This is a genomic window from Facklamia lactis (assembly GCF_015863205.1).
In the GTDB taxonomy this organism is placed as follows: Bacteria; Bacillota; Bacilli; order Lactobacillales; family Aerococcaceae; genus Facklamia; species Facklamia lactis.
The window spans coordinates 110,461-128,452 of sequence record NZ_JACBXQ010000003.1 but is presented as its reverse complement, the minus strand read 5'-3'; the positions used below and the strand labels follow the sequence as shown (position 1 = coordinate 128,452).

Annotated in this window: 24 protein-coding genes; 21 read left to right on the top strand and 3 right to left on the bottom strand. The window is 37.2% G+C overall.

Annotated features, from left to right (window positions below):
* Positions 1-49: 49 nt before the first annotated feature.
* Positions 50-1,276: a mechanosensitive ion channel gene (locus HZY91_RS06125; RefSeq protein WP_197115393.1), complete on the top strand. Its 1,227-nt coding sequence runs from the start codon at positions 50-52 to the stop codon at positions 1,274-1,276.
* A 151-nt stretch (positions 1,277-1,427) separates the two neighbouring features.
* On the opposite strand, the gene HZY91_RS06120 is transcribed toward HZY91_RS06125, so the two are convergent.
* From HZY91_RS06120 to ppdK, 3 genes are read right to left on the bottom strand one after another with little or no spacing between them, the layout of a single operon-like run.
* A complete protein-coding gene (locus HZY91_RS06120) occupies positions 1,428-2,249 on the bottom strand; it encodes a pyruvate, water dikinase regulatory protein (protein ID WP_197115392.1) in 822 nt (273 codons plus the stop codon).
* A gap of 1 nt (position 2,250) precedes the next feature.
* Positions 2,251-2,865 carry a helix-turn-helix transcriptional regulator gene (locus HZY91_RS06115; RefSeq protein ID WP_197115391.1) on the bottom strand — a complete coding sequence of 205 codons (615 nt, stop codon included), beginning with the start codon at positions 2,863-2,865 and terminating at the stop codon, positions 2,251-2,253.
* A 25-nt stretch (positions 2,866-2,890) separates the two neighbouring features.
* A complete protein-coding gene (gene ppdK, locus HZY91_RS06110) occupies positions 2,891-5,509 on the bottom strand; it encodes a pyruvate, phosphate dikinase (protein WP_197115390.1) in 2,619 nt (872 codons plus the stop codon).
* 290 nt (positions 5,510-5,799) lie between these two features.
* Between ppdK and nox the strand changes: the two genes are divergently transcribed.
* From nox to HZY91_RS06010, 20 genes are all read left to right on the top strand, one after another.
* Complete coding sequence (nox, locus tag HZY91_RS06105; RefSeq protein WP_197115389.1) at positions 5,800-7,146, top strand: H2O-forming NADH oxidase; 1,347 nt, start codon at positions 5,800-5,802, stop codon at positions 7,144-7,146.
* A gap of 149 nt (positions 7,147-7,295) precedes the next feature.
* On the top strand, positions 7,296-8,447 hold the full coding sequence (locus HZY91_RS06100; RefSeq protein WP_197115388.1) for an NAD-dependent epimerase/dehydratase family protein: 1,152 nt from the start codon (positions 7,296-7,298) through the stop codon (positions 8,445-8,447).
* Positions 8,448-8,453: 6 nt separating this feature from the next.
* On the top strand, positions 8,454-9,578 hold the full coding sequence (locus HZY91_RS06095) for a glycosyltransferase family 4 protein (protein WP_197115387.1): 1,125 nt from the start codon (positions 8,454-8,456) through the stop codon (positions 9,576-9,578).
* 56 nt (positions 9,579-9,634) lie between these two features.
* Positions 9,635-10,987, top strand: a complete 1,353-nt coding sequence (locus tag HZY91_RS06090; RefSeq protein ID WP_197115386.1) for a YeiH family protein — start codon at positions 9,635-9,637, stop codon at positions 10,985-10,987.
* A gap of 4 nt (positions 10,988-10,991) precedes the next feature.
* A complete protein-coding gene (locus HZY91_RS06085; RefSeq protein WP_197115385.1) occupies positions 10,992-11,186 on the top strand; it encodes a hypothetical protein in 195 nt (64 codons plus the stop codon).
* A gap of 262 nt (positions 11,187-11,448) precedes the next feature.
* On the top strand, positions 11,449-11,757 hold the full coding sequence (rpsJ, locus tag HZY91_RS06080; protein ID WP_197115384.1) for a 30S ribosomal protein S10: 309 nt from the start codon (positions 11,449-11,451) through the stop codon (positions 11,755-11,757).
* 26 nt (positions 11,758-11,783) lie between these two features.
* Complete coding sequence (rplC, locus tag HZY91_RS06075; protein WP_197115383.1) at positions 11,784-12,419, top strand: 50S ribosomal protein L3; 636 nt, start codon at positions 11,784-11,786, stop codon at positions 12,417-12,419.
* A gap of 26 nt (positions 12,420-12,445) precedes the next feature.
* The gene (gene rplD / locus HZY91_RS06070; protein WP_197115382.1) at positions 12,446-13,069 is read left to right on the top strand and encodes a 50S ribosomal protein L4; all 624 of its coding nucleotides are present in this window, start codon (positions 12,446-12,448) and stop codon (positions 13,067-13,069) included.
* On the top strand, positions 13,069-13,365 hold the full coding sequence (locus HZY91_RS06065; RefSeq protein WP_197115381.1) for a 50S ribosomal protein L23: 297 nt from the start codon (positions 13,069-13,071) through the stop codon (positions 13,363-13,365). The genes rplD and HZY91_RS06065 overlap by 1 nt, the downstream gene beginning before the upstream one ends.
* A gap of 31 nt (positions 13,366-13,396) precedes the next feature.
* Positions 13,397-14,227, top strand: coding sequence for a 50S ribosomal protein L2 (rplB, locus tag HZY91_RS06060; protein WP_197115380.1), 831 nt, complete (start codon positions 13,397-13,399; stop codon positions 14,225-14,227).
* Positions 14,228-14,258: 31 nt separating this feature from the next.
* Positions 14,259-14,540 carry a 30S ribosomal protein S19 gene (rpsS, locus tag HZY91_RS06055; RefSeq protein ID WP_197115379.1) on the top strand — a complete coding sequence of 94 codons (282 nt, stop codon included), beginning with the start codon at positions 14,259-14,261 and terminating at the stop codon, positions 14,538-14,540.
* 18 nt (positions 14,541-14,558) lie between these two features.
* Positions 14,559-14,915, top strand: coding sequence for a 50S ribosomal protein L22 (rplV, locus tag HZY91_RS06050; protein ID WP_197115378.1), 357 nt, complete (start codon positions 14,559-14,561; stop codon positions 14,913-14,915).
* Positions 14,916-14,918: 3 nt separating this feature from the next.
* Entirely contained in the window at positions 14,919-15,584 is a 666-nt protein-coding gene (rpsC, locus tag HZY91_RS06045) for a 30S ribosomal protein S3 (RefSeq protein ID WP_197115377.1), read from the top strand.
* Positions 15,585-15,586: 2 nt separating this feature from the next.
* Positions 15,587-16,021: a 50S ribosomal protein L16 gene (gene rplP / locus HZY91_RS06040; RefSeq protein WP_197115376.1), complete on the top strand. Its 435-nt coding sequence runs from the start codon at positions 15,587-15,589 to the stop codon at positions 16,019-16,021.
* Entirely contained in the window at positions 16,011-16,205 is a 195-nt protein-coding gene (gene rpmC, locus HZY91_RS06035; protein WP_197115522.1) for a 50S ribosomal protein L29, read from the top strand. Before rplP ends, rpmC begins: the two co-directional genes overlap by 11 nt.
* A 24-nt stretch (positions 16,206-16,229) precedes the next feature.
* Entirely contained in the window at positions 16,230-16,493 is a 264-nt protein-coding gene (gene rpsQ, locus HZY91_RS06030; RefSeq protein WP_090289510.1) for a 30S ribosomal protein S17, read from the top strand.
* Between the two features lie 31 nt (positions 16,494-16,524).
* The gene (rplN, locus tag HZY91_RS06025) at positions 16,525-16,893 is read left to right on the top strand and encodes a 50S ribosomal protein L14 (RefSeq protein WP_197115375.1); all 369 of its coding nucleotides are present in this window, start codon (positions 16,525-16,527) and stop codon (positions 16,891-16,893) included.
* 25 nt (positions 16,894-16,918) lie between these two features.
* On the top strand, positions 16,919-17,224 hold the full coding sequence (gene rplX / locus HZY91_RS06020) for a 50S ribosomal protein L24 (protein ID WP_197115374.1): 306 nt from the start codon (positions 16,919-16,921) through the stop codon (positions 17,222-17,224).
* A gap of 20 nt (positions 17,225-17,244) precedes the next feature.
* Positions 17,245-17,787: a 50S ribosomal protein L5 gene (rplE, locus tag HZY91_RS06015; RefSeq protein ID WP_197115373.1), complete on the top strand. Its 543-nt coding sequence runs from the start codon at positions 17,245-17,247 to the stop codon at positions 17,785-17,787.
* Positions 17,788-17,804: 17 nt separating this feature from the next.
* Positions 17,805-17,990 carry a type Z 30S ribosomal protein S14 gene (locus HZY91_RS06010; RefSeq protein WP_197115372.1) on the top strand — a complete coding sequence of 62 codons (186 nt, stop codon included), beginning with the start codon at positions 17,805-17,807 and terminating at the stop codon, positions 17,988-17,990.
* The last annotated feature ends 2 nt before the right edge of the window (positions 17,991-17,992 follow it).

Sequence of the window (17,992 nt, the reverse complement as noted above, 5' to 3'; positions counted from 1 at the left end):
GAATGTTATAATTAGGTAGTAAAGCTTATGTATAGAAAGGGGAATGACCATGGACTTTAACAGTTTAGTGGGTTCGATTTCAGGTATGGTAGGGTCGGTATTGCTTCTAATAGCAGCGCTAATCTTAGCCCATTTTGCTAAGAAATATGTAATTAAAGGGTTAGAGGGGATTGACTTTGATCTTAAATTACAAAAATGGGGATTGGCTCGTACAGATGAGGAATCAATTGCGTTTGTTGAGACAATTGGAACGTTACTTTATTTTATAATTGTTTTATTCTTTGTACCTTTTATTTTAAATGGCTTAGGCTTATCTGGTGTGGTGGATCCAATATCTAACATGTTCAGTAAATTCTTCGCCTTTATACCAAATATTGTTGCTGCCGGATTGATTTTGTTTATTGGTAATCTATTTTGTAAGTTTATTAAACAGTTAGTTCAAAATCTTTTAGAAGGTTTTAATATTGATAAATGGTATAGCAAACTGACGGGTCAGATTGGGCAGGTTGATAATGTAAATGAAGCGAAATTCGCAGAAGTATTATCAACAGTAGTCTATGTATTGATTTTTATTCCAATTTTAACTGTTGCCTTAGAGACATTGGGAATTCGGACTATTTCAGAACCCATTGTAGGTGTTTTAAACAGTGTGATGAGTGCTATTCCTAATATTATTGTGGCAGTAATTTTAGTCTTTGTGGGTGGCTTTATCTCAAAACTATTAGGCGACTTAGTAGAAAGTCTGTTAAAAACTTCAGGGATCGATCAATATTCAAAATATTTGAATTTTAAAGGTGAAAGTAAAATTCAAATTTCAAATGTTGTAGCCCAAGTAGCTAAAGCATTATTAATGATCTTCTTTATTGTTGAAGCTGTATCGGTCTTAAATCTCGAGGTTTTAAATTCAATTGGAACTTCTATTATTTCTTATATTCCTGATGTTATTTCTGCGGCTTTAATATTAGCAGTAGGAGTTATTGGAGGTAATGTCTTAGCAAGTTTCTTAAAAGAAGTTTCTGGTAGTAAATTATTTGGAGAGTTTGTAAGATATGCTATCATTATTTTAGCGATTTTCATGACTCTAGACCAATTGCAATTTGCTCCAACAATTGTTAACGCAGCTTTTATCATTATTTTGAGTGCAGTGGCTATCGCTTTTGCTATAGCAGTTGGACTTGGCGGTCGAGAATTTGCTTCGCGTCAGTTGAATAATTTAGAACAAACGATTGATCAAGAAGTTGAAGCAGGTTCTAATGAAGAACATCATGGGTATTAAATAAGGTATTTACAAAATTAGTATAAAAACAGTTGAATCATATGATTCAACTGTTTTTTTTATTACTAATATATTGTGAGCTTGGTATTTAGAGCATGAGTTGATTTTTATTACATGGATGTTAATGTGGTTGGCTATTCAGAAAATTGTTTTATGCTAGAAGTTCATTATAGCGACTAATAATTTGTTCGGATAATTCTTCAATAGATTGATTTTCAATATTAATGACGCTTGCATTTAGACGGTGATATAGATCGTCTGCAAACATTAACTCTTGTTTAACTCGTTCTAATGAAGAATAACTGGCATCTGAGCCTAGTCCCATCATTTCGACCCGCTTTTTTCGGATTTTTTGAATATAAAGAGGAGATGCAGTTAAGCCAAACACTCTGCGAGAATCTGCTTCATATATTTCTTGTGGAATATGAACTTCTGGAAAAATAGGAAGATTCGCTACTTTATATGATTTATTGGCTAAATACATACTCAAAGGTGTCTTAGAAGATCGAGAGACTCCTAACAACACAATGTCAGCAAGTTCAAACCCTTTTCTATTTTTTCCGTCATCATATTTGACTGCGAATTCAATAGCTTGAATTCGGTCGAAATAGTGATCATCAAGACGATGAAGGGTTCCAGATTGTTCACTTGCGATGAGTCCGGTTCGTTCGCTAATGATATTTAGGATAGGGTCAATCACATTATGATAAGATAGATGATTATCTTTTGCGAAAGTAGATGCATAAGATTCAAGATTATCATCAACAAGTGTGGTAATAATAATTGCGTTGACCATTTTAGCTTCATTGAGAATTGGGATTAGCTCATCTAAACTATTGATAAAAGGGAAACGTTTTAAACTAGTATTTGTTAATTGGGGGAATTGAGCCAAGGCTGCGTTAGTAGCTCTAAGGGCAGTTTCTCCCACTGAATCAGAAATGATATAAAATTTTTGTGCAAGATTAGCTGTCATATTAGACCTCCGATTGACATATTTCTACTAGTAGATTCACGATATTCGATTTAGAAAGTTTACCGAGGATCTCATAGTTAGGAGTCACGATCGGTAGCGAATCAATTTGATGTTGAGCAATTAGTTTGGCAGCGTCCAGTATAGATTGGTTAGGTTGAGCTACAATAATATTGGGCATTCTTGTCATAATAATGGCAAGAGTAGTATTGTGAGTTTGACCAATAATTGAGCGTAATAAGTCTTTTCTTGAAACGACACCAGCTAATTGATTGTTTTCTGGGTCAACAACATATAAAGAGCCGGCATCGTACATAAATAACTGTGTAATAGCATCATTTACAGTCATGTCTGGATTAGCTGTTATAGCTTGAATCATGTGATCTTTTATCAAATATTGAGAAAGAGATTCGGCCAATAATGACTGTTCTGCTAAGCCGGAATATATATATCCAACCTTTTGACGGGCATCTAAGATGCCCGTCATAGTAAGAACTGCGAAATCACTGCGTAAGGTCGATTTGGTTAAACCAAGTTTTTTAGCAATTTCATCTCCACTAATAGGTTCATTATTTTTGACAATGTCAACGATTTCTTCCTGTCGGGGTGTGAATTTCATTGTGCCCCTCCTTAATTTTGACAGATTATAAATTTGAAATGGTTGCTTGAGCAGCTGCTAGTTGAGCAACGGGAACGCGATATGGTGAGCATGAAACATATGATAAACCAAATTTGTGGAAGTGTTGAATAGAACGAGGATCTCCTCCAAGCTCTCCGCAAACCCCAATTTTTAATTGATTATCTATTTCTCTACCTTTATTTGTTGCAGTTTCTACTAGTTCAGCGACAGCGTCTGTATCGATTGTTTGGAACGGATCATCTTTTAGTACACCCGTTTCAAGATATTGATTTAGGAATTTACCAGCATCATCTCTAGAATATCCAAATGTTAATTGTGTTAAATCATTTGTTCCAAAGGAGAAGAAAGCAGCATCATTTGCTAATTGATCGGCAATTAGACATGCTCTTGGTGTTTCAATCATCACACCGATTGAATAATCAACAGTAATTTTTTCTTCTTCAAGTACTTGATCCAATTGAGCTTTAATTTCTTCTTTAAGGAATTTAAGTTCAGATTGGTTACTTACAAGAGGGATCATGATTTCAGGCTTTACTGAAATTCCTTGTTTAGCAAACTTGATTGCGCTGCGCAAGATTGCCTCTGCTTGTGTTAAGTAAAGCTCTGGATAAGTCATTCCCATTCGGCAACCACGGTGTCCCATCATTGGATTGATTTCTTGCATCGCATGAATACGGTCTACTAAGCTTTCCGCATCTATTTCTAATACTTTAGCTACATTTGCAATTTCATTTTCAGCATGTGGTAGGAATTCGTGTAAAGGCGCATCAAGTAAGCGAACGACTACTGGCTTATCTTGCATTAATTCAAAGATATGTGTGAAGTCTTCTGTCTGATATTCTTTTATCTTTTCTAGAATATTTGCTCTTAATTCTTTATCTTTCGCTAATAAAAAGCGTCGAATGGCAATTAAACGGTCTTCTTGGAAGAACATATGTTCAGTTCGGACTAAACCAATTCCTACAGCACCGAAGCGAAGGCCGTTTTCAATATCGTTAGCTGTTTCAGCATTCATTCGAATTGCAAGAGTAGCATATTCACGTGCCCAATCCATTATTTGATCGAAGTTTTCGTTTGCTCCACCAGCGATTGTTGGGATTTCACCTAAATATAGGCAGCCGCTAGTTCCATCTACGGAAATGATGTCTCCTTCTTTTAAGGTGCCGCCTGGATATTGTAGTTGTTTTTTCTCTTCATTAATTTCTAATTCGCTACATCCTGCAACGCAACATTTTCCCATGCCTCTCGCAACAACTGCCGCGTGGGAAGTCATTCCACCTTGACTTGTGACGATGGCGGTTGCTGAGTTCATTCCCACAATATCTTCTGGAGAAGTTTCATGACGCACAAGTATTACTTCTTTTCCTTCATCTGCCCATGATTTTGCAGTGTCTGCATCAAAAACGATTTGACCTGTTGCTGCACCAGGACTAGCAGGAAGACCTAGTTTTGAAATGACAGGTGAATTATCGACGGCTTTTGGATCGAAAGCAGGATGGAGTAGAGTATGCAAAGACTCTGGATTAATTGTCATCAATGCTTCTTTGGGAGAGAGAATACCTTCATGAACTAAGTCAACGGCTACTTTTACAGCTGCTTGAGCAGTGCGTTTACCATTGCGGGTCTGTAAGATATAAAGTTTGCTTTGTTCAATAGTAAATTCAACGTCTTGGATATCACCGTAATGTTTTTCAAGGCGGTCCGTTAAATCTAGGATTTGCTCATAAATTTCAGGAAATTGTTCTTGGAGGCGAGTTATTGAGACCGGTGTGCGAATTCCTGCTACAACATCTTCACCTTGTGCGTTCGTTAAATACTCACCGTATAGTTTGTTTTCACCGTTTGCTGGGTTACGAGTAAAAAGAACTCCTGTCCCACAATCATCGCCTTTATTACCAAAGACCATTTCTTGGATATTGACAGCGGTACCTAAATCATCAGGAATATTATTTAACTTACGATAGACAATTGCTCTTTGGTTGTTCCATGAACTAAAGACAGCTTCGACAGCTGCATAAATTTGTTCATAAACATCTTGTGGGAATGGATGACCAAGTTCTTCTTCATAGACCTTTTGGTAGTCAAGAACAATTTGTTTCAGTAAATCTGCGCTTAGCTCGGAATCATAGTGGATGTGATTCTTGTTTTTAGTATCATTTAGAATTTTTTCGAATTTATCCATTTTGATTTCGTACACAACATTACCAAACATTTGTAACAAACGACGATAACAATCGTAAGCGAATCTTTCGTCGTTAGTGAGTTTAGCGAGTTTTTCTACATTTTCATCATTAAGACCTAAGTTTAGGATGGTATCCATCATGCCCGGCATTGAAAATTTTGCTCCTGAACGGACAGAAACTAGCAGAAGATCATTTGGATCATTAAATTTTTTATTTGTAGTCTCCTCCATCGCTGATACTGCTTGATTAATTTCATTTTTTAATTCTTCTAAGAGTTGTTTATCATTTTCAAGATATTCTAAACAAGCCTTCGTTGAAATTGTAAACCCTTGTGGTACAGGGAAATCGAGGCGAGTCATTTCAGCTAAATTTGCCCCTTTTCCTCCAAGCAAATCTTTCATGCTAGCATTACCTTCATTAAAAGCGTATACACGTTTCATTTAATATCCTCCTAGTAATTTATGTGGCATTTTAACCATTATATAATGCGTATTATTTGAAGTCAATAACATATTATATGTTATAATATTTACAAATAGCACAAACTTTACAAGGGAATATGCTGTAAAAAAATAATACAGTTTTTCGGGACTGTTTAGCTGATATGACGCTATTTATTATAATTATTAATACAGGAAAAATTTGTTTTTAAATTTTATTCATGGTAAAATCAGTTCAATGTTAGTGAGTTTTTGAACATATAGAACGAATGGATTTAATGGAGGAAAATATGAAAATAGTAATTATTGGAACGAATCATGCAGGAATAGCTGCTGCAAATACAATTTTAGAACAATACCCTGAGCATGAAGTAGTTATGTTAGAACGTAATTCAAACTTATCATATCTAGGTTGCGGAACAGCCTTGTGGGTAGGAAGACAAATTGATGATTATCAAGGTTTATTTTATACAAATGATAAGGAATTCTCTCAAAAAGGTGCTCGTATTTCAATCGAAACTGAAGTGAAGAGTATTGACTTTGATAATAAAATGGTTCACGCCCAAACAAAGGATGGACAAACAATTGAAGAATCTTATGATAAACTAATTTTAGCAACCGGTTCTTTACCGATTGCCCCAGAACTCCCTGGAAATGATTTAGAAGGTCTTCACTTCCTAAAGTTATTTCAAGAGGGACAAGCAGTAGACAAAGCTCTTGCAGATGAATCGGCAAAAACTGTGTGTGTCATTGGTGCGGGCTATATTGGAGTTGAAATTGCTGAAGCTGCTCAACGACGTGGAAAAAAAGTCCATATTTTTGATGCTGAGAATAATTCTTTAGCTAACTATTATGATCCTGAATTTGCACAATTAATGGATCGTAATTTAGAAGAACATGGAATTGAAACTCATTTTGGCGAATTGGCTGTGGAATATATTGGCGAGAATGGCAAAGTAACAGGTTTGAAGACATCTAAAGGTACCTATGAAGCGGATGTTGTTATCAATTGTATTGGATTCCGAGCAAATAATGATTTAGGAAAGGACCATTTAGAATTATTTGAAAATGGTGCTTACTTAGTAGATCGTCACTTCAAAACCTCTGACGCTGATGTTTATGCGATTGGTGATTGTGCGACAAACTATTCAAATGCTATTCAAGATACTACTTATATTGCTTTAGCTTCAAATGCGGTGAGATCTGGGATTGTTGCTGCTCATAATATTGCTGGAACTGAATTAGAAGGAGCAGGTATCCAAGGGTCGAATGGTATTAATATTTATGACCTGAAACTTGTTTCGACTGGTTTAACTTTAAAAGCAGCGGAAAAATCGGGGATTGAGGTAGAATATGTTGATCATGAAGACACACAATTTCCAGGTTTTATGCCAGAAAATCATAAAGTCAAGTTGCGTATTACTTATGCTAAAGAGAGTCGTCGCATTGTGGGAGCCCAAATAGCTTCTGATTATGATGTTTCTTTGCTGGTGCATATGTTCTCTTTAGCAATTCAAGAGGAAGTGACAATTGATAAATTATCCCTGTTAGATATCTTCTTCTTACCACATTTTAACCAACCATATAATTATATTACAGTCGCTGCTTTGAAAGCAGGAAAAGATAAAAAAGAATAATAAAGAATGTTGCAATCACATTGTGATGAGGGCTGAAGTTAGACAATTTTCTAGCTTTTTAGTAAACTTATTATGATGTGGTTGCGATTTTTTTGCATATCTACATTTACATAGGAAATAAAAAGATAAAGTAAATGGGGGAACGGAAGATGAGAATTATCGTTGCAGGTGGAGATGGATTTTGTGGATGGCCAACATCGTTATACTTATCAAAACAAGGACATGAAGTAGCGATTGTGGATAATTTAGTTCGTCGTGAAATAGATGAGGAATTGAATTCAAACTCATTAACTCCAATTGCTTCATTATCTGAGCGAGTTTCTAAGTGGAAAGAATTGACTGGGAATGAAATAACTATATATGAAGGGGATTTAAATGATTATGATTTCCTTTCAAAAGTTTTTAAAGAATTTCAACCTGAAGCTTTCGTTCACTTTGCAGAGCAACGTTCAGCGCCATATTCCATGATTGATAGAGAACATGCAGTATACACTCAGTCAAACAATGTGCTAGGAAATATCAATGTCTTATATGCTATTAAGGAATTTACACCTGATTGCCATTTGATTAAGTTGGGAACAATGGGTGAATATGGAACTCCGAATATTGATATTGAAGAAGGTTGGATTGAGATTGAGCATAAAAATCGCAAAGATACCGTTATGATGCCTAAACGTCCAGGTTCTTTTTATCACTTATCTAAGGTTCATGACTCTCACAACATTGAATTTGTGGTACGTTCGTGGGGCATCCGAGCTACGGATCTGAATCAAGGGGTCGTATATAATGTTAACACTGCTGAGACTTCAATGGATCCTATCTTATATAATCGTTTTGACTATGATGGTATTTATGGAACGGTGCTTAATCGCTTTATTGTTCAAGCAGCGAATAACCTACCGATTTCAGTTTATGGTAAGGGTGGACAGACACGCGGTTTTATCAATATTGAGGACACTGTTCGTTGTATAGAATTAGCTGCCCTAAATCCAGCAGAAAGAGGAGAGTTCTTAATTTATAACCAAATCACAGAATCTTTCTCAGTCCAAGATTTGGCAGATCGTGTTCAAAAGGTTGCACAAGAACAATTTGATCTAGAAGCGAAAGTGGAGCATTTTGAAAATCCTCGTTCTGAAAAAGAAGAGCATTATTTCAATGCAGTATATACCGCGCTGAAAGATCTAGGATTACAGGAACATTTATTAACAGATGAAGTCATTGCGGATGTTTTCCGTCTGGCATTAGAGAATAAAGATCGTCTTAAAAAAGATAACGTCATGAATTCACCATCTTGGAAGTAGGAAAAGATGCGGATAGCAATAGTTACTGAAACCTTTTTACCTTCAACGGATGGGATTGTAACGAGAATTACAAAGGCCATTGAATTCATGTGTCGGCAAGGGCATCAGGTTTTAGTTATCGCTCCTGATATAGAAGGTTTACCGGAATATTTTGAAGGCGCTAAGGTCCGCGGAGCTAATACGATAAAATTTTTTCTTTACAAACAGCGACCGTGGGCAATACCAGATAGTAAAGTAAAAGTTTGGTTGGAAGAATTTCAGCCGGATATTGTTCATGCTGTAAACCCTGCCTCTTTAACGGCGAGCGCTGTGTATTATGCCAATAAGTTGAAGATTCCTTTGTTGTGTAGTTTTCATACGAATCTTCCAGATTATGCAGACCGTTATCGTGTTGGCTTTATCAAACCCATTTTGTGGCGATATATACGTAAAATGCATAACAAAGCCTTAGTCAATTTGGTAACGAGTCAAGCCATGTATGATTTGCTTGAAGCAAAAGACATTTCAAATTTACAAATTTTACCCAAAGGAGTCGATACGATTAATCGGCATCCTCGTTTTCATTCGGAAGAAATGCGTCATCATTTATGTCAAGGGAATCACAATAAGAAACTATTGATCTACGTGGGAAGGTTGGCTCCAGAAAAAGGCATTCAGCGTTTACGGCCGCTGTTTGACCAGAGGAAGGATATTTGTTTGGCTATAGTGGGAGATGGTCCTGCCAGAGCAGAACTTGAAGAAGTTTTTAAAAATACGCCTACATTTTTTACTGGATTTCTTCATGGAAAAGAATTATCTATGGCGTATGCTAGTGCTGACGCTTTTGTTTTTCCTTCTACGAGTGAGACGTTGGGTCTAGTTATTACTGAAAGTATGGCATCTGGTACTCCAGTCATTGCAGCGTATTCCCCTCCTACTGCTGAACAAATTGACCATGGGGAAAGTGGTTTGATTTATCAAGAAGAATCAATGAGTACGCTTCATCAAGCGATTGATTTATTAGAGGATAGTCAATTAGTTGAAAAAATTAGGCTCAATGGGAGAGAATATGCAGAAGCATTTTCTTGGGACAATGCTTCTCAAGCAATGTTAGATGCATATACTTTAGCAATTGAACGATATAAAAATTAAAAGAGCCATCTGGGCTCTTTTTATATGTGCATTCACAATAGATAGGAGAACAAAAGATGGAAATTCAGAACCAAAAAAGAAGTTGGCTAACAGATGATTTTTTAGCCATCTTTATTGCCGGTGTTATCGTACTTTTTACGATTTTTAATAATTTATTTGATTGGCCAATTTTTTCAGCTGTCAAATTCAGTAAATGGGGAACGATGTCTGAGCTTATTAATCAGTTGTTCGTGCGAACGTTTACTTGGCAATATCTGCTGACGGCCGTCATACTGACTATGATTTATGCGGGAGCAGAAAAGGCCAAAAAAGGTCAAAAGTGGGCAGTTTCAATTAAATCTTTTCTAGGAATCTATTTGCTTGCGACAATTGTGTATATTTTATCAGCGCAGCAGACAATGAAAGAATATTTAGAGTATGCTTTTTGGGCGCTACTGATAGGTCTGATAGTTAGAAATGTGATAGGAGTTCCTAAGTGGTTAGAGCCGGCCCTTAGGTCAGAATTTTATATAAAAATAGGACTAGTTTTAATGGGGGCGGAAGTTCTTTTTAGTAATATTACTAAGTTTGGAATTTACGGCATTATGATCGTATTGATTGTGGTTCCTTTAACAATGACTTTTATGTGGTATTTTGGGACTAAGTTTTTACAAATGCGTGATGGAAGATCCGTAATGGTTATTGCAACAGCTACTGCGGTCTGTGGCGTATCAGCAGCAATTGCTTCGGCAGCAGCTGTTAAGGCTAAAAAACAAGACTTATCCTTTGCGGTTTCAATGAGTATCATGTTCACAATTGTTATGATGGTAGCGATGCCGCTCATTGCTAGGTGGCTGGGGCTTACTGAATTGGTTGGAGGTGCATGGATTGGGAACACAGTTGATTCTACCGGTGCCGTTGTTCTAGCGGGAGAAGCCTTAGGTCCGCTTGCATCCCAAGTAGCTTCTTTAATAAAAATGATTCAAAATTTATTAATTGGTTTTGTTGTGTTTCTTCTAGCAATCTTTTTTGCGAGAAGAGAACAGTTGGAGAAGATTGAAGAAGGAGAAGGGCATGTGGAAGTTCATTCTCGTGATATTTGGGATCGTCTTCCTAAATTTATTTTAGGTTTTTTGGCGATGTCGTTAATTTTTTCCTTCATTATATTACCACTATTTGGAATAGAATCAACTAACCAGATGATCGCAAGCCTCGGCACATGGAAAGGTTGGTTTTTTTGCTTAACATTTTTGGCGATCGGCTTAGAAACGGATTTTAAAATGATGAAAGAAGGAATGGAGGGAGGAAAACCAGTGTCTCTCTATGTTGTGGGACAATTATTTTCGGTGTTTTTAAGTCTTTTAATTTGCTGGTTGCTCTTAAGTGGAAAGTTTTTCGCTGTTCCAGATTTAATGATGATAGGAGGGTAGAGAGATGGATGATAAAGCCGATATTGTTAAGACTATAAATCGGATTTGCATTTTCTTTTTTATCATAATTATCTTTTTAGCAATCTATATAATGAGCCAGGGAACTGGGACCGAAGGAAGTGACTACGGACCAGGATCTTATTATTATAGTGATATTCCTAATTGGGAAGCGATATTTTATCCGGAGATAAATGAATAAGTTTTGTAAAGTCATTAGGTTAAATTCTAATGACTTTTTTTGCATAAAAAACCAAAAACAGCTTGCTTTTAATAGTGTTCTGACGTATAATGATCGTTGTGTCAATTGTAGAAAGATATCTACGCAGATACAGAGCCTTGTTATACAAGGAGTATGCGGTGAAGCGAGAGGTTGTGACACGCTAGGTTGAGTTGCCAAGGCCAGCGGTTAGAAATTCTTGTGGAGCGAGTCAAACATTTATCTTGACGAAGGAGGAATTATAATGGCAAATCAAAAAATTCGCATTCGCTTAAAAGCATATGAGCATCGCGCTTTAGATGTTTCGGCAGCGAAGATCGTTGAATCAGCACAAAGGACAGGGGCAAAGACATCAGGTCCAATCCCATTGCCGACAGATCGTTCGGTATACACAGTCATTCGTGCAACACACAAATATAAAGATTCACGTGAGCAATTTGAAATGCGAACACACAAGCGTTTAATTGATATCATTGATCCTACTGCAAAGACAGTGGATGCTTTGATGAAGTTAGACCTACCAAGTGGTGTAGATGTAGAAATTAAATTATAAAATATAAAATAAATGGAGGTGTACTCATGACCAAAGGAATCTTAGGAACAAAAGTCGGTATGACACAATTTTTCACTGAAAATGGTGAGTTAATTCCAGTAACAGTTGTTCAAGCTCCAGCTAACGTTGTGCTTCAAGTGAAGACAGCTGAGAATGATGGGTATGAAGCTGTACAATTGGGATATCAAGACAAACGTGAAGTGTTGTCAAATAAACCGCACAAAGGTCATGTAGCAAAAGCAAATGCTACTCCTAAGCGCTTCATTCGCGAGTTTCGTGATGTAGAGCTAGGAGAATACGAAGTAGGGCAAGAAATCACGGTTGAAACATTCGCAGTTGGTGACATTGTTGATGTAACGGGTACATCAAAAGGGAAAGGGTTCCAAGGTGCTATCAAGCGTCATGGCCAAGCTCGTGGGCCAATGGCACATGGTTCTCGTTACCACCGTCGTCCTGGTTCAATGGGGATGGCATCTGATGCTTCTAAAGTGTTTAAAGGTAAGAAGTTGCCTGGACAAACAGGTGGCGAGCGTATCACTATTCAGAATTTAGAAATTGTATCAATTGACCCAGAAAACAATGTGATTTTAATCAAAGGGAATGTGCCTGGTTCAAAAAAATCATTGCTAGAAATCAAACAAGCTATTAAAACAGTTAAATAATTTTTCCAGAAGGGAGGAACGAGTTAATGCCAAAAGTAACATTATTCAAACAAGACGGAACACAAGCAGGAGAAGTTGAATTAAACGAAGCAGTCTTTGGGATCGAACCCAATGAAGCGGTTGTTTTTGAAGCGGTAATGATGCAACGTGCTTCATTACGTCAAGGAACACACGCTGTAAAGAACCGCTCAGCAGTACGTGGAGGCGGACGTAAACCTTGGAGACAAAAAGGAACTGGACGCGCTCGTCAAGGTTCAACACGCTCACCACAATGGGTTGGCGGTGGAGTTGTGTTTGGTCCAACACCTCGTTCATATAGTTATAAATTACCAAGAAAAGTACGTCGCTTAGCATTATTATCTGTGTTATCACAGAAAGTAGCAGAGGATAAATTTACTGTAGTAGAAAGCTTAGCATTTGAATCTCCAAAAACAAAGGAATTCAAACAAGTATTGGCTAATCTAAATGCAGAAACAAAAACTTTGCTTGTTCTCGAAAATGATAATGAGGCAGCCTTTTTATCAGCTCGGAACATTCCAAATGTTAAAGTAATTGACGATGAAAACGTCAATATATTGGATGTTATCAATGCAGATCGTATATTAATCACACAAGCAGCACTTTCAACAGTAGAGGAGGCTTTAGCATAATGCAATTATCAGAAGTAATCTTGCGACCGGTCATTACGGAGCAATCTATGCTAAACATTGATGATAATAAGTACACATTCGAAGTTGATCGTCGTGCTAATAAAACTCATATTAAACAAGCGGTTGAAGCTATGTTTGAAGGGGTTAAAGTTTCAAAAGTAAACACAATCAATGTCGATGGTAAAGCAAAGCGTATGGGTCGTTACCAAGGATTCACACGTAAATATAAAAAAGCGGTTGTTACCTTAACTGAAGATTCAAACCGCATTGATTTATTTGGCGAAGAAGCTGAATAGTATAAAAATACTTATATAGGAGGGTAACAGAGTGGCAATTAAACATTATAAAGCAGTCACTAACGGTCGTCGTAATATGACGGGTTATGACTTCTCAGAAATCACAACAAAAACTCCTGAGAAAAAATTGCTGATATCACAAAAGCAACGTGCTGGACGTAGCCGCCAAGGTAAAATCACAGTGCGTCACAAAGGTGGCGGAAATAAGCGTGCTTATCGCGTGATAGACTTTAAGCGTAATAAAGATAATATGGTTGGAACAGTTTCAACTATTGAATATGATCCAAATCGTTCTGCGAATATCGCTTTAATCCATTATGAAGATGGCGTTAAAACTTATATTCTAGCACCTAAAGGTCTTAAAGTAGGTCAAAAAATTGAATCAGGCGATAATGCTGATATTCAAATTGGGAATGCTTTAACTTTAGCAAATATTCCAGTAGGTACAGTCGTTCATAATATCGAATTGAAACCTGGTAAAGGTGGACAATTAGTAAGAGCTGCTGGGACAAGTGCTCAAGTATTGGGTCAAGAAGGAAAATATACTTTAGTAAGATTGAATTCTGGAGAAGTTCGTATGATCTTATCAACTTGCCGTGCAACAATTGGTACAGTTGGGAATGAGCAACATGAGCTGATCAACATTGGTAAAGCTGGACGTTCACGCTGGTTATCAAAACGTCCAACTGTTCGTGGGTCTGTTATGAACCCTAATGATCACCCGCATGGTGGTGGTGAGGGTCGTGCTCCAATTGGTCGTCCATCACCAATGACACCTTGGGGCAAGAAAGCAATCGGTGTTAAAACACGGAATGCTAAGAAAAAATCTAGCAAACTTATTGTTCGTGGCCGTAAGAAATAATCGCCAATAAAAATCGAAGGGAGGCTACAGTGTGACTCGTAGTTTGAAAAAAGGACCTTTTATAGATGAACATTTAATGAAAAAGGTAGAAGCGCAACAAGATGCTCAGAAAAAACAAGTGATTAAAACTTGGTCTCGTCGTTCAACAATTTTCCCTAACTTTATTGGGTTAACAATTGCTGTATATGATGGTCGTAAACATGTTCCAGTATTTATTCAAGAAGATATGGTTGGTCATAAATTAGGAGAATTTGTACCAACTCGTACTTATAAGGGACACGTTGATGAAGACAAGAAAACTAAGAAACGCTAATAAGAGGAGGTTAATAAGATGGCAGAACAAATAACATCTGCAAAAGCAATGGCTAAAACAGTTCGTATTGCTCCTCGTAAAGCACGTTTAGTAATGGATCTTATTCGAGGTAAGCAAGTTGGAGAAGCAATGGCAATTTTGAAATTTACTCCAAAAGCTGGATCGCCAATCATTGAAAAAGTCTTAAAATCAGCAATTGCAAATGCTGAACATAATTTTGACTTAGACTTAGAAACTTTATTTGTAAGTGAAGCCTATGTGAATGAAGGACCGACGATGAAACGTTTCCGTCCTCGTGCAAAAGGTTCGGCTTCACCAATCTTAAAACGTACAAGCCACATTACGATTGTGGTATCAGAAAAAGAGGAGGCTTAATTAATGGGTCAAAAAGTACATCCAATTGGAATGCGTGTTGGCGTAATTCGCGACTGGGATGCTAAATGGTATGCCGACAAACAATACGCTGACTATTTACACGAAGACATTAAAATTCGTGAATATCTATATAATAAATTGTCAGATGCCTCTGTTTCAACGATTCAAATTGAACGTGCAGCTAATCGTGTAGTAGTATCTATCCATACTGCTAAACCAGGAATGGTAATTGGTAAGGGGGGTTCTGAAGTTGATACTTTAAGAGCACATTTAAATAAACTTACCGGTAAACAAGTTCACATCAACATTGTTGAAATCAAAGAGCCAGCATTAGATGCAAAATTAGTCGCTGAGGATATTGCGCAACAATTAGAAAATCGTGTTGCATTCCGACGTGCACAAAAACAAGCAATTCAACGTGTAATGAAAGCAGGAGCTAAAGGTGTTAAAACAATGGTTTCTGGTCGTTTGAATGGTGCAGATATGGCACGTACTGAGCATTATACTGAAGGAACTGTTCCGCTTCATACACTACGTTCTGACATTGACTATGCCTGGGAAGAAGCCGATACACAGTACGGTAAGCTAGGAGTCAAAGTATGGGTTTGTCGTGGCGAAATTCTTCCTACAAAAAACGTTAACGAAAATTCTCAGAGAGGAGGGAACTAATCGTGTTAGTACCTAAACGTGTAAAACACCGTCGTGAATTCCGTGGTAAAATGCGTGGAGAAGCTAAAGGTGGTAAAACAGTAGACTTTGGATCATACGGTCTACGTGCGGTTGAAACTGGTTGGATAACAAACAGACAAATAGAAGCAGCTCGTATTGCGATGACTCGTTATATGAAGCGTGGAGGGAAAGTATGGATTAAACTTTTCCCTCATAAATCCTACACGAGCAAGGCAATTGGAGTTCGTATGGGTAAAGGTAAAGGGGCACCTGAAGGATGGGTTGCACCGACAAAACGTGGAAAAATTATGTTTGAAATTGATGGGGTAAGCGAAGAAGTAGCACGTGAAGCTTTTCGTTTAGCATCACATAAATTACCTATTAAGACTAAATTTGTAAAACGTGAAGAATATGGTGGTGAATCGAATGAAAATTAATGAAATAAGAGAATTATCCACTGCTGAAATGGTTGAGAAAGAAAAAGAATTCAAGCAAGAACTATTTAACCTTCGATTCCAATTAGCAACAGGACAATTAGAAAACACTGCCCGTTTACGTCATGTACGTAAATCAATTGCTCGCATCAAAACAGTCTTGCGTGAGCAAGAGTTGTCTAAGTAATAACGACAAAGGAGGCACTAATTAATGACTGAACGTAATCAACGTAAAGTATACCAAGGACGTGTGGTCTCAGATAAAATGGATAAAACGATCACTGTTCAAGTTGATACTCGTAAAACACATCCTAAGTATGGTAAACGTGTAAAATATTCAAAAAAATATAAAGCTCATGATGAGTTAAATCAAGCAAAAGAAGGCGACATCGTACGTATCATGGAAACTCGTCCATTATCAGCTACGAAACGCTTCCGTTTATTAGAAATTGTTGAAGAAGCAGTGATTATCTAATAATTGTAGAAATCGGAAGGAGGATTACTAAATGATTCAACAGGAAAGTCGATTAAAAGTTGCTGACAACTCCGGAGCACGTGAAGTTTTAACTATTAAAGTTCTGGGTGGTTCAGGTCGCAAAACAGCAAACATTGGGGATGTTATAGTTGCAACAGTCAAGCATGCAACGCCAGGTGGAGTTGTCAAAAAAGGCGATGTAGTAAAAGCTGTTATTGTTCGTTCGAAATCAGGAGCACGCCGTAAAGATGGTTCATATATCAAGTTTGATGAAAATGCTTGTGTAATTATTCGTGACGATAAGAGCCCACGTGGGACACGGATCTTTGGACCAGTTGCACGCGAGTTGCGTGATAACAACTTTATGAAGATTGTTTCATTAGCTCCAGAAGTTCTGTAATACTAGAAAAAGGAGGAAACAGTTCATGCGTATAAAATCAGGCGATAAAGTACAAATTATTGCAGGTAAAGATAAGGGCAAGCAAGGCACAGTTCTTAGCACAATGCCTAAAGAGAATAAAGTAGTTGTAGAAGGAATTAACATTGCAAAGAAACATCGCAAGCCTACACAAACACAAACTGGGGGGATTGAAGAATTCCCAGCACCTATTCACGTATCAAATGTCAAATTAGTAGATCCGGCAACAGGAGATGCTACACGTGTAGGGTATCGTTTTGAAGATGGTAAAAAAGTTCGTTTCGCTAAAAAAACAAATAATACTATTAATTAATTGGAAGGGAGGACATATTCATGGCAAATCGTTTGAAAGAAAAATATCTTAATGATGTAGCACCAAAGTTAGTTGAACAATTTAGCTATTCATCAATTATGCAAGTTCCGAAAGTTGAAAAAATTGTTATTAACATGGGTGTTGGAGACGCAACAGGTAATGCTAAAAATTTGGATAAAGCAGTTGATGAATTGACTTTACTATCTGGACAGAAGCCAGTGATTACTAAAGCGAAGAAATCAATTGCTGGATTCCGTTTGCGTGAAGGAATGCCAATTGGGGCTAAAGTAACTTTACGTGGCGAAAGAATGTACGAATTTTTAGATAAACTAATCTCTGTCTCATTACCACGTGTACGTGACTTCCAAGGTATTAGTAGCCGTTCATTTGATGGGCGCGGGAACTACACATTAGGTATTAAAGAACAACTAATCTTCCCAGAAATTAGTTATGACAACGTAGACAAAGTACGAGGAATGGATATCGTATTTGTAACGACTGCAAAAACTGACGAAGAATCTCATGCCTTATTAAAAGAATTGGGCATGCCATTTAAGAAATAATAAAGGAGGCATTATCATTGGCTAAAACATCAATGAGAGAAAAGAACCATCGTAAACCAAAGTTCAAAGTTCAAGAATATACACGATGCGAACGTTGCGGCCGTCCACATTCTGTGTACCGTAAATTCAAGCTTTGCCGTATTTGCTTCCGTGAACTTGCTTATAAAGGCCAAATTCCAGGCGTTAAAAAAGCAAGCTGGTAAGA